Annotated in this window: 10 protein-coding genes; 8 read left to right on the forward strand and 2 right to left on the reverse strand. The window is 61.7% G+C overall.

What is annotated here, in order from left to right:
* From JNK99_RS02560 to JNK99_RS02575, 4 genes are all read left to right on the forward strand, one after another.
* Positions 1-579: DUF4399 domain-containing protein (locus JNK99_RS02560; protein ID WP_291848196.1), on the forward strand; the 579-nt coding region annotated here is incomplete at its 5' end.
* 68 nt (positions 580-647) lie between these two features.
* Complete coding sequence (locus JNK99_RS02565) at positions 648-1,829, forward strand: efflux RND transporter periplasmic adaptor subunit (RefSeq protein ID WP_291848197.1); 1,182 nt, start codon at positions 648-650, stop codon at positions 1,827-1,829.
* Between the two features lie 10 nt (positions 1,830-1,839).
* The gene (locus tag JNK99_RS02570; RefSeq protein ID WP_291848198.1) at positions 1,840-4,923 is read left to right on the forward strand and encodes an efflux RND transporter permease subunit; all 3,084 of its coding nucleotides are present in this window, start codon (positions 1,840-1,842) and stop codon (positions 4,921-4,923) included.
* 337 nt (positions 4,924-5,260) lie between these two features.
* Positions 5,261-5,893 carry an ankyrin repeat domain-containing protein gene (locus JNK99_RS02575; protein ID WP_291848199.1) on the forward strand — a complete coding sequence of 211 codons (633 nt, stop codon included), beginning with the start codon at positions 5,261-5,263 and terminating at the stop codon, positions 5,891-5,893.
* 55 nt (positions 5,894-5,948) lie between these two features.
* Here JNK99_RS02575 and fadD read toward each other — a convergent pair whose 3' ends face one another.
* Entirely contained in the window at positions 5,949-7,625 is a 1,677-nt protein-coding gene (gene fadD, locus JNK99_RS02580) for a long-chain-fatty-acid--CoA ligase FadD (protein ID WP_291848200.1), read from the reverse strand.
* A 295-nt stretch (positions 7,626-7,920) separates the two neighbouring features.
* A complete protein-coding gene (fdxA, locus tag JNK99_RS02585; protein WP_291848201.1) occupies positions 7,921-8,244 on the reverse strand; it encodes a ferredoxin FdxA in 324 nt (107 codons plus the stop codon).
* A gap of 195 nt (positions 8,245-8,439) precedes the next feature.
* On the opposite strand from fdxA, the gene trxA reads away from it, so the two are divergent.
* The 4 genes from trxA (at position 8,440) to JNK99_RS02605 (ending at position 12,383) form a co-directional block, all read left to right on the forward strand.
* Positions 8,440-8,766: a thioredoxin TrxA gene (gene trxA / locus JNK99_RS02590; protein ID WP_291848202.1), complete on the forward strand. Its 327-nt coding sequence runs from the start codon at positions 8,440-8,442 to the stop codon at positions 8,764-8,766.
* Positions 8,767-8,965: 199 nt separating this feature from the next.
* Positions 8,966-10,222, forward strand: coding sequence for a transcription termination factor Rho (rho, locus tag JNK99_RS02595; RefSeq protein WP_291848203.1), 1,257 nt, complete (start codon positions 8,966-8,968; stop codon positions 10,220-10,222).
* A 197-nt stretch (positions 10,223-10,419) separates the two neighbouring features.
* The gene (gene rpmE, locus JNK99_RS02600; protein ID WP_291848204.1) at positions 10,420-10,635 is read left to right on the forward strand and encodes a 50S ribosomal protein L31; all 216 of its coding nucleotides are present in this window, start codon (positions 10,420-10,422) and stop codon (positions 10,633-10,635) included.
* A gap of 86 nt (positions 10,636-10,721) precedes the next feature.
* On the forward strand, positions 10,722-12,383 hold the full coding sequence (locus JNK99_RS02605) for a glycosyltransferase family 39 protein (RefSeq protein WP_291848205.1): 1,662 nt from the start codon (positions 10,722-10,724) through the stop codon (positions 12,381-12,383).
* Positions 12,384-12,551: the final 168 nt, after the last annotated feature.

Raw genomic sequence — 12,551 nt, forward strand, 5'->3', positions numbered from 1 at the left:
CCCTTCTCGGACAAGTACCGGCACTTCGGCAAGGGTCAGACCGCCGTGGTGCTCGACCTGCCACCCGGCCCGCATGACCTGCGTCTGCTCTTTGCCGATTACGACCATCGCCCGTACTACGTCTTCAGTCGAAAGATCAACATCAAGGTAAGCGGCAACCGCAAGGACTCGCCGAAGCCGATCATCGATGCGCAGCGCTTCGCCGAGACCTGCCAGGCATGGTACCAGGACGAGGTGTCGACACCACCGCCTGACGGGAAGCTCGTCTATGTCAAAAACATTCGCGATGGCGAAACGGTGGACAGTCCCTTCCTGCTCAAGCTTGGCGTGGTTGGACTGGGTGTCGCGCCGGAAAAGACTGCCCTCCCCGATACCGGGTTTTTCCTGCTCAATATAAGGAAGAATCGCGCCCTGGTGACGAGCGTACGGTTGAGCGACGGGCAGACCGAAACCGTCCTTGACCTCAACCCCGGCGACTATGACCTTGACTTGAGTTTTCTGGCCGGCAATGGACAGCCGTTGCTGCGCGACCAGTTGAAGGTGACCGTAGGAAGCCGGACACAATCGCCACGCAAATGATTTACCCCGGGTAGCATGCTCATCCACCCCGGCTCGGTCCTTGTTGCGGCCAATCACGGCCAAGCCCAATGAAAAGAAGAACTGCCGTTTCGCTGGCCGTGCTGGCGGCGGCTGTCGCCCTCGCCGTATACTGGTTTCAGCACAGCCGCGACGGCAAGCCGGGCAGTGGCGCAGAGAGAAGCGTGGCGCCGGTACCGGTCATCGTGGCGAAGGCAGCAGTGGCCGACATCCCGGTCATGCTCGAAGTGGTGGGCAGGGCCGAAGCTTACGAAAGCGTCAGCCTGAAGTCGAGGCTCGACGGCCAGGTCACTGCGGTACCCTACGGCGAAGGACAGAAAGTCCGCCAGGGAGAAGTTCTGGTCAGGCTCGACGCCGGTGATTTCGAGGCACGACTGCAGCAAACCGAGGCCAATCTGGCAAGAGACGTCGCTCTTTTGGCGAAGGCGAGGGCCGATGTCACACGCTATGAAGCCCTCCGGAGGCGTGGCTTCGTATCGGAAGAGAAGGTAAACGAAGTACGCACCATCGAAGCCGCCGCCACGGCAACCGTGAGGGCCGACCAGGCCTCACTCGAGCTGGCCAGAAGGCAAGTCTCTTACACCACGATCCGCGCCCCGTTCGATGGCGTCGTCGGCGCACGCCTGGTTTTTCCCGGGTCAGCCGTCAAGCTCAACGACACCATACTGGCGGTAGTCAATCGCGTGCGCCCCCTGTACATCAGCTTCGCGATTCCCGAACAACATCTGCCCCGCCTGCGCGCGGCACTGGCCGAGGGCAGCGGCATGCGGGCCAGCATCAGCCTTCCCGGCGACGCGACGCAGCGCCTCGCAGCGCCGGTCACCTTCCTCGACAATGCGGTCGACACGGCTACTGGAACCGTCCAGATGAAAGCCGTCCTGGAGAATCGCGACGAAGCTCTGACGCCCGGGCAGTATCTCAATGTCAGCTTGACTCTGGCGACGCTCACCGGGTCGGTGGTCGTTCCTTCAGAAGCCGTACAGCAGGGCCCCGAGGGCAAGCTTCTCTATGTCGTTCGCGATGACAATACCGTCGAACCCAGAACCATCGAGGTCAACGCCGGATACCGCGGGCTGACCGCCATCGGCAAGGGCGTTGCGGCAGGAGAAACGGTGGTCACCGACGGCCAGCTAAGGCTTGCTCCGGGCACACGGGTGCAGGCAAACCTCGCCCGCCCGCTTGCGCCAAGCACCGGCATCGCGCCATCGCCGGCCAGCGGGCCGGACAACTGAAGCGCGCCCGATGGAGCTACCCGCGCTCTGCATTCGCCGTCCGGTGATGACCACGTTGCTGATGGCAGCGCTGCTCATCTTCGGTCTTATCGGCTATCGTACCTTACCCGTTGCGGAACTGCCGAGCGTCGACTTTCCGACCATTTCGGTCACCGCGAGCCTGCCCGGCGCCTCACCCGAAACCATGGCAGCGGCAGTCGCCACGCCACTCGAAGGACAGTTTTCAACCATCGCTGGCCTCGACTCAATGACCTCGACCAGCGCGCAGGGTTCGACTTCGATCACCCTGCAATTCTCGCTTGACCGCGACATCGATGCCGCCGCGCAGGATGTCCAAGCGGCAATCTCCGCCGCCTTGCGCAGGCTGCCGCCGAGCTTGCCGGCACCCCCTTCCTTCCGCAAGGTAAACCCGGCAGACTCGCCGATCTTCTACATCGCCATGTCGTCACCGACGCTGCCGTTGTCCCTGGTAAACGAATACGCGGAAACCCAGCTCGCCCAGCACCTGTCAACCATCTCCGGCGTCGCACAGGTACAGATTTTCGGTTCCCAGAAATTTGCTGTTCGGATACAGGCCAACCCCGACCAGCTCGCCAGCCGGCGTATCGGCATCGACGAAGTGCAACAGGCGGTGGCCCAGAACAACGTCAATCAGCCAATCGGGCAACTGGACGGCAAGCAACAAAGCTTTGCCATCAAGGACCGCGGGCAGTTGCTTACAGCGGCTGACTACCGGCCACTGATCGTCGTCTGGCGCAACGGCGCAGCGGTCCGCCTGGAAGATGTTGCGACACCGGTCGACAGCGTCGAGAACAAGAGGATCGCCAGCTGGAACGTTGACAAGCGTGCCATCGTCCTGGCTATCCAGCGCCAGCCGGGCGCCAATACGGTTGAAACGGTCGAGGCCATCCGGCGGGTACTGCCGGCGTTTCAGTCGAAGCTGCCGGCGGCGATCGAGATGAAGATACTGTTCGACCGCAGCGTATCGATCCGGGAAGCCATCGAGGACGTCCAGTTCACCCTGCTTCTCGCCGGCTTCCTGGTGCTGCTGGTCATCCTGCTGTTCCTGCGCAACCTGTCGGCCACCCTGATCCCGAGTCTGGCCCTGCCCATTTCGATCGTCGGAACATTTGGCGCGATGTCGATCCTCGGCTACAGCCTGAACAACATTTCCCTGCTCGCGCTGACCCTGTCGGTCGGCTTCGTCGTCGATGACGCGATCGTCATGCTGGAGAATATCGTGCGCCACATGGAGCAGGGCGAGACAGCCTTCACCGCAGCGATCAAGGGAGCACGCGAGATCGGCTTCACGATCATTTCGATGACCGTCTCGCTGGTAGCTGTTTTCATTCCGGTATTGTTCATGCGCGGCATCGTCGGCCGCCTTCTGCACGAGTTCGCGGTGACCATCTGCGTCGCGATCCTGATCTCCGGTTTCGTTTCGCTGACCCTTACGCCAATGCTCTGCAGCCGCTACCTCAGGCACACCGACGGACAGGCGCACGGGAACCTCTTCCGGCTCTTCGAGCGTTTCTTTGCCGCCCTGCAAGCCGCTTATGGACGTACGCTCAGGCAGGCAATGACCCATCCGAGAAGCGTCCTCGCCAGCCTCCTGGCGACCCTGCTGCTCACCGGCCTGCTCTTCGTGTCGGTGCCGAAGGATTTCCTGCCCGGCGGCGATAGCGGCCAGATCATCGCTTTCACCGAAGGCGCGCAGGACATCTCTTTTGCCTCCATGGTCCAGCATCAGCGTGCACTGGCCGAGATCGTCGCTGCGGAGCCCGATATCCACTCGTTCATGTCCTCCGTCGGCGCCGGCGGGATCCGACCGACGGCGAATACGGGAACCCTGTTCATGATTCTCAAACCACGGCACGCCCGCAGTTCGTCACCGGATGAAATCATTCAGCGTTTGCGGCCAAAACTGGCAGCCGTTCCAGGGATCAAGGCCTACCTGCAAAATCCGCCGGTCATCCGGATCGGGGGCCAGCTCACCGCTGCCCAGTATCAGTACACCCTGCAGGACACCGACCTCGGAGAATTGTATCAATGGACCGCTCTGCTGACCGACCGGATTCGGCAACTGGCGGGCTTCATCGACGTGACCAACAACCTCAACAACCGCAGCCCGGTAGTGGCGCTGGATATTGACCGCGACCGCCTGGGCACTCTCGGCCTCGGCTACGGGCAGGTCGAGGATGCTTTGCAGAGCGCTTTCAGCGCACGTCAGGTGTCCACCATCTATGGCTCGAGCAATCAGTATCAGGTGATTCTCGAAGTGGCTCCGGAGTATCAGGCAACGCCGGAATCCCTGTCCCGCCTGCACGTTCGCAGCAGCAGTGGCAAACTCGTTCCGCTCGATGCGATCACGCGCTTCAGCCAGAAGACCCAGGCCCTGACGGTGAATCATCAGGGCCAGTTGCCATCGGTCACGATTTCCTTCAACCTGCTGCCGGGGGTATCGCTGGGACAAGCGGTCGACCGCATCAAGGCACTGGAGCAGGAAATACGCATTCCGGTTTCGCTGAACACCAGTCTGCAAGGGACCGCCCAAGCCTTCCAGTCCTCCCTGCAAGGCCTGGGTGTCCTGCTGCTGGTGGCGATTCTCGTTGTATACCTGGTGCTCGGCATTCTCTACGAGAGTTTCATTCACCCCTTGACCATCCTCTCGGGCCTACCGTCAGCCGGACTCGGCGCGCTGTTGACCCTGCTGCTCCTTGGTGCTGATCTGAGCCTCTATGCTTTCGTCGGCATCATCATGCTGATCGGCATCGTCAAGAAGAACGCAATCATGATGATCGACTTTGCCCTGGTGCAGCAGCGACAGGCGGGGGTCGCGGCCAGCGAAGCGATTTTCCACGCCTGCCTGACCCGCTTTCGGCCGATCATGATGACCACCATGGCAGCGCTGGTCGGCACGCTGCCGATCGCCCTCGGTAGCGGGGCCGGCGGCGAAGTCCGGCAGCCCCTTGGCTTGGCGGTGGTGGGTGGATTGCTCGTCTCGCAGTTCCTGACGCTCTACCTGACACCGGTGGTCTATCTCCATCTCGATCGCTTCCCGGGCAGTGCCGGCCAACCGCAGACATCATCGTGATCCGCTGCAGGGTGGATCGGCTCGTCAGCGCGAGCGCCCGGTGAACGGTGCGGCTGGTCCGGAAACCCGTCACCGAGTGTTGCAGGCGCTGCCCCAGACCTCTGTGGGGCGCTGCCTTGCCCCGGAACCTGGCTGCCCAGTGATCGGGCAGCCGGCGAACGCAGCCTGCAGCAGCGATGGTAAGATGGACGCCAATCGCCGCCAGGCTTCGTCTCGACATCTGCCTGCACCTCGCCCCTGGGACCTGCCTGCAGCTACTGCCCCAGTCCCCGTACCAGCGACCCGGAATCCCGGCTGAAGCAGACGGAAGCTTCATCCCGGCAGGAGAATTTCCGACATGAAGAAATCTACGCCTTACTACACCACACTGCTGGTCACCTGCGGACTCGCGTTGAGCATCGCCGGCTGCGGCAGGGCGCCCGATGAGGCCGGCATCAAGGCCCAACGGCCCGCGACGCCCGGCCTTGACGACGTTGCGACCGCCGCATCACCGCTGGCCAAGGCGGCGAGTCGCGGCGATCTGGCAGCGATCAAGACACTGCTCGAAGGAAATCCCGAAGTCGACGCCAGCGATGCGCTGGGCAGGACGCCACTGCACATGGCGGCCTTCTACGGCCGTACCCGGGCAAGCGAACAACTGCTTGCCGGTGGCGCGAACATCGAAGCCCGGGACCGGATCGGCATGACCCCGCTGCATGCAGCAGTGCTGGCCGGTGGCAGGCAAGAGGTGGAGTTCCTGCTGGCCAGGAAAGCTGATGTGAACGCCGCGACCGACACCGGGCAAACACCACTCCATCTGGCCGCCGCAACCGGTCAGCCGAGGGTCGCGCGAGTCCTCATCGAACACGGTGCGGACCCGAAGAGCAAGGACAAGAGCGGCAATACGCCGCTCTTCTACGCCTCGCGCAACAAGCACCCACTGACCACCGAATTGCTACAGCAGTACGCAGCAAAGGATTCAGCGCGCTAGTCCCGGCCAGCAGATGCCATTCGCAGAATGGCGCCGCCCCATCTCATTGTGCGAATCAGGCTTTCTTCAGCACTTCGTCGCGCAGTTCGCGACGCAGGATTTTGCCGACGTTGGTTTTCGGCAGTTCGCTGCGAAACTCCACCTGGCCGGGAACCTTGTAGCCCGTCAGGTGTTCCCTACAATGGGCGATCAAGGCCTCGGCGCTGAGTGCCGGATCCTTCTTTACGACAAAAATCTTGACCGTCTCGCCGGATTTGTCGTGTGGCACGCCGACCGCAGCCACCTCCAGGACTCCAGGGTGTTGCGCCACGACATCCTCCACCTCGTTCGGGTATACGTTGAAGCCCGATACCAGGATCATGTCCTTCTTGCGGTCAACGATACGGACAAAGCCCTTCTCGTCCATCACGGCAATGTCCCCGGTCAGCAGGAAGCCGTCGGGCATGATCACCTTGGCGGTTTCTTCCGGACGATTGTAATAACCCTTCATCACCTGCGGGCCGCGTATGCACAGCTCACCGCTCTCACCCAGGGGCAGGTCTGCTCCTGCGTCATTGCGAATGGCGACCTCGGTGGAGGATATCGGCACCCCGATGCTGCCGGTATAGGCCGGAATGTTGAGTGGATTGATGGTCGCGGCAGGCGAGGTCTCGGTCAGACCATAGGCCTCGATCAGCGGCCTGCCGGTCACCTGTTTCCACTTTTCGGCAACCGCTTTCTGCACAGCCATGCCGCCGCCGAACGATACCCTGAGTTTGCTGAAGTCGAGTGCGCAGAAGGCAGCGTTGTTCAACAATGCGTTGAACAGGGTGTTGACCCCGGTAATGACGGTAAACGGATGCTTGGCAAGCTCATTCACGAAACCGGGGATGTCGCGTGGATTGGTGATCAGCAGATTGCTGGCCCCGATCTTGAAAAAGGTGAAGCAGTTCGCCGTCAGCGCGAAGATATGGTAAAGCGGCAGTGCAGTGACCACCATGTGCTGCTCGTCGCCCAGCTCCGGCTTGATCCAGGCATGCGCCTGGGCCAGATTGGCCAGCATGTTGCGATGAACCAGCATGGCTCCCTTCGAAAGGCCGGTCGTGCCACCCGTGTACTGCAGGAAGGCGAGATCTTCCTGCGTCACGTTGACCGCCTTCAGCTCGGCCGACGCTCCCTTGCCAAGAGCCGTCCGGAAGTCCACCGCGCGCGGCAGACTCCAGGCGGGAACCATCTTCTTGACATACTTGACGACGAAGTTGACCACCGCTCCCTTGGGAAAGCCGAGCATGTCACCGAGGCGCGCCACCACGATGTGTTTGACCGGCGTCCTCGCCAGCACCTGTTCGAGGGTGACCGCAAAATTCTCGAGAATGACGATCACCTCGGCCCCCGCATCCTTGAGCTGATGCTCCAGCTCGCGCGGCGTGTACAGCGGGTTGACGTTGACCACGACGTAGCCCGCACGCAGCGCGCCGAAAATGCAGATCGGATACTGCAGGACATTCGGCATCATTACCGCCACCCGCGCCCCCTGGGGCAACTTGAGAACCGACTGCAGATAGGCAGCAAAGTCACGCGACAGCTTGTCGAGTTCACCGTAGGTCAGCTCGGCGCCCATGTTGATATAAGCGACGCGATCACGGTACTGCGCGACACTCTTCTCGAAAAGTTCGCCAAGGGACTGGAACTCGTTCAAGTTCACCTCGGCGGGAACTCCCTCCTGATAGCTCTTCAGCCAAATCTTTTCCACTGCTCTCCTCCTGAGTTACCTTGTCTGTATGAAAACTTCCAGCCGGTCGCCTGCTGTCAAGCACCTGCGGTCTGCCCGCAGGCAAAAGCGGCATGATCAATGCGGCAGGCTTCATTCTAAAGGATTTCTTGCTGCGAGCACCGGCGCGAACACTGCTCGCACGACGCCCGCCGGGCGGGTGCACACCTGGGCGCAAACGGTCAGGCAACCACGCCATCCGACGCCGATTGCCTGACGAGCCGGCTCGAGTGTCTCCCCAGCGCTTGCCGGAAAGCAGAAGCAAGCGGAGCGCGAGTCAGCGCTTCAGGTACTGCAGCTTGTCGGGCTTGTTGTTCCACTCATCGGCATCGTCGAGTGGCTCCTTGCGCTCGACGATCACCGGCCAGGTCTGTGCCAGCTCGGCATTGAGCGCAATGAAGCGACGTTGTGCGTCCGGCACGTCGTCCTCGGCATAAATTGCTTCCGCCGGACATTCGGGGACGCACAGAGTGCAATCGATGCACTCCTCGGGATCGATGACCAGAAAGTTCGGACCCTCATGGAAGCAGTCGACCGGACAGACGTCCACACAATCGGTAAACTTGCATTTGATACAGTTCTCGGTAACAACGTACGTCATGGTCACACTTCTGCAGGCTGGGTTGAAATGCAAGGGACTATAGCCTAGTTGAAGCCCACGAGACAGGGCCACTGCTTCCCTTGACGGGATTTTTTCGCTAGCATTGCCAAGCTGGCCGCCCGGAACCGAGTCTCTACGAGCCTTGCCAGCCACCGCCACGACGCACTCCTTCCCCGATCCAGCATGAGGCTTTCAATGAACGAACACATCCATCACGTCACGGACGACAGCTTCGCTGCCGATGTACTGCAATCGGCAACACCTGTTCTCGTCGATTACTGGGCCGAATGGTGCGGACCCTGCAAGATGATTGCGCCACTGCTCGACGACATCGCCACTGACTATGCGGGTCGCCTGAAGGTGGTCAAACTCAATATCGACGACAATCAGAAGGTTCCGGCGAGCTACGGCATCCGCGGCATTCCGACCCTCATGCTGTTCAAGAACGGCAACGTCGAGGCGACCAAAGTCGGTGCCCTGTCGAGGGGGCAACTGATCACCTTCATTGACAGTAATCTGTAAAGTGGATACCCTCCCGGTCTGAAGGTTCCCGAGGGGCAATGGCTGCCCCGCAGCAAGTCGCCAGCCGGCATAGAACCTTCAGGCACCCTCTCCCTTTGGCAACCGCCCTCGCCGACCCCACGGCCCTCCTCCCGGTTCGCGTTACCGACGCGGCGGCGCGCACAGCGCGTGTGGTTTTTCCCTCCTTAGTCTTCAGCACATGCACCTATCCGAACTCAAAGCACTCCATGTAAGCCAGCTCCTCGATATGGCAGTCAATAACAACATCGAGGGTGCGAACCGGTTGCGCAAGCATGAACTGATCTTCGCGCTGCTGAAGAATCAGGCCCGCAAGGGCGAAAGCATCTTTGGCGACGGCACCCTCGAAACGCTGTCCGACGGTTTCGGCTTCCTGCGTTCACCGGACACCTCGTACCTGGCCAGCACGGATGACATTTATGTCAGCCCGAGCCAGATCAGACGCTTCAACCTGCATACCGGCGACACGATCGAGGGAGAAATCCGTACGCCGAAAGACGGGGAGCGCTACTTCGCCCTGGTCAAGGTAGACCGGATCAATGGCGAAGCACCGGAGGCATCGAAGAACAAGATTCTCTTCGAGAACCTGACGCCCCTGCACCCGGCGGAGCATCTGCACCTCGAGCGCGACATCCGCGGCGAAGAAAACATCACCAGTCGCATCATCGACATCATTGCACCGATCGGGAAAGGCCAGCGCGGACTGCTGGTGGCCAGCCCGAAGAGCGGCAAGACCGTGATGATGCAGCACATTGCCCACGCCATCACCACCAACCACCCGGATGTGACGGTAATCGTCCTGCTGATCGACGAACGTCCCGAGGAAGTCACCGAAATGACGCGCTCGGTACGCGGCGAGGTCGTTGCCTCGACCTTCGACGAACCGGCCACCCGTCATGTACAGGTGGCCGAGATGGTCATCGAAAAGGCCAAACGCCTGATCGAACACAAACGCGACGTGGTCATCCTCCTGGATTCGATCACCCGCCTGGCGCGTGCTTACAATACCGTCCAGCCAGCCTCCGGCAAGGTGCTGACCGGCGGCGTGGACGCCAATGCGCTGCAGAAGCCCAAGCGCTTCTTTGGCGCGGCGCGCAACATCGAGGAGGGTGGCTCCTTGACGATCATCGCAACCGCGCTGATCGACACCGGTAGCCGGATGGACGACGTGATCTACGAAGAGTTCAAAGGCACCGGCAACATGGAGATCCACCTGGACCGCCGGATGGCCGAAAAGCGGGTGTACCCGGCGATCAACGTCAACCGCTCGGGCACCCGCCGCGAAGAACTGCTGCTCAAGCCGGACGTGCTGCAAAAGATGTGGGTCCTGCGCAAACTGCTCTACAACATGGACGACCTCGAAGCGATGGAGTTTCTGCTCGACAAGATCAAGGCCACCAAGAACAACGCCGAGTTTTTCGACTCGATGCGCCGCTGAACACGGCTCCGCCCGTCTCGCCGATCGTCTGGTCAGACAACAGCGTGCGCCGCACCGTTCCAAACCATCGAGCCACCCAAGCCGATTGCAGATGGCGGAGAAATCGTCGATAATTATTGTTTTTACGGATTCCTCGTCTCGCGGGCAGCGTCTCCTCGCAATGGCCGGCCAGATATAACCTACGGGAAAAGCATCAAATGAAAGACAAAATCCATCCTGCCTACGGTGAAATCACGGTGACCTGCTCCTGCGGCAACGTCTTCACCACCCGCTCGACGATGAAAAAGGCGCTGCACGTCGAAGTATGCTCGGCCTGTCATCCTTTCTACACCGGCAAGCAGAAGATCATCGATACCGCCGGGCGCGTCGAGAAATTCAATCAGAAGTACGGTGCGATGCGCAAGCCAGCCTAGGTCGAGCGGCGGGGTCGAAGAAGAAGGCAGCCCCTGGCTGCCTTTTTCGTTTCCGCCAACCAGGGTTCATTGGCAACAGCCTCCCGATGTCGGATCACGCGGCGCAGCCTCGCTTGCGCGGAATCACCTTGCCACCCAGCGGGTGGACTCTGGCGATCCTGCTCGCGCTCTATGTCCTGACCGGACTGATCGGCCACGACCCGTGGAAGAATGACGATGCGGTAACCATCGGCATCGTCCATGACATGGTCTCCAGCGGCCACTGGCTCATGCCGGGACTCGCCGGACGACCCTACCCCGACGCTCCTCTGTACTACTGGGTGGCGGCGGGCAGCGGCCACCTCCTGTCCTGGCTATTGCCGCTACATGATGGTGCGCGCATCGCCAGCGGACTGTTCACACTGCTCGCCCTGAGCTTCATTCTCCTTGCCGCGCGCGAATTGCACGGTCGCGAACAGGCGCCCGCTGCCCCCCTGCTGCTGGCCGGCAGCATCGGCTTCCTGTTCCACGCCCATGAGGCGCAACCGATGCTGGCCACGCTGACCGCGCATGCGGCGGCCTATTGTGGACTGGCACAACTCGACCGGCGGCCGCTGCGTGGCGCCACGTTCTTCGGCACCGCTCTCGGCCTCGGCTTTCTCAGCAATGGCCTGGCAGCCATGTTGCCCCTGCTCCCCGTAGCCGCTTTCGTCGCCTGGCGTTCGGACAACCGCCAGAGATCGACCCTCCTGCTGCTGGGTTCACTGCTGGCCGCCGGCATCCTGGGTGGCAGTTGGTTGCTTGCCCTGTCGGTCAGCCAGCCCGGCTACCTTGCAGCTGTCTGGCAAGTGGAGTGGACCCAGCTTGCCGGCACCGCCCAGCCCTGGCTCAACCTACCGCGCCTGCTGGCCATGCTTCCGTGGTACGCATGGCCAGCTTTCCCGCTCGCCGCATGGGCGCTTTGGGCCAGGCGCCGATATCTCACAACAACGCCAATGGCCTTGCCGATCTTCGCCTTCCTGGTCACGTTGCTCTTGATCAGCGTCTGGTTTGGCGCGCGCAGCGCTCCGGCCTTGCTGCTGCTCCCACCCTTGGTTCTGATGGCGGTGCCTGGCGTGACTTCCCTGCGTCGCGGCGCGGCCAACGCCTTTGACTGGTTCGGCATGATCACCTTCAGCATCTTTGCCCTGCTCGCCTGGTTCGGCTGGTATGCGATGCTCTTCGGTTGGCCGGAAAGACTTGCACGCCACTCCATTCGGCTGGCGCCCGGCTTCGTGGGCGAATTCAGCCCTCTGGCCGCCGGCCCGGCACTGTTGGCGACGCTGGTCTGGGGTTGGCTGATTGTCACCACGCCCCGCTCGCCGATGCGCGGGATCATGCACTGGATGGCCGGCCTGACGCTGTTCTGGCTGTTGGTGGCCACCCTCTGGATGCCCTGGATCGACCACAACAAGACCTACCGTCAGGCAGCGGCGTCACTGGCCAGGACACTGCCCGAGCGGTACGCATGCATCGCCAGCGTCAACCTCGCCGACTCGGTCCTTGCCTCGCTCGACTACTTCCAGAGCATACGCACCGTTCCCGCCAAATCCGTTGCCGGCAGAAACTGCGACCTGCGCCTAATCCACGGCTCATCCAGGGAAGGCGCCGCAGCGGAGGACGGCTGGCGGCAGGTCTGGGAGGGAGGCCGTCCCCCCGATCGACGTGACAACGAACAACTGCATCTCTATAAACGTGAAAGCCGGCGAGCCGCAGCCTCCGGCAAATAGGCAGCCGGCAGGCCCCGGAACCTGGCTGGCTCTCAAGAAACAGAACTGAAGGCGACCGTTTTCATGCGGCTGCCTGCAACGGGTTAATCTGGAAACCGAGCGCGGCGGCGCGGCGCTTGAGTGCGGCGATATTTCGTTGGCGCTGTTGTTCTTCGTAGCGCTGTTGTC

Origin of the sequence: Accumulibacter sp. (genome assembly GCF_016789985.1) — a bacterium.
Lineage (GTDB): Bacteria > Pseudomonadota > Gammaproteobacteria > Burkholderiales > Rhodocyclaceae > Accumulibacter.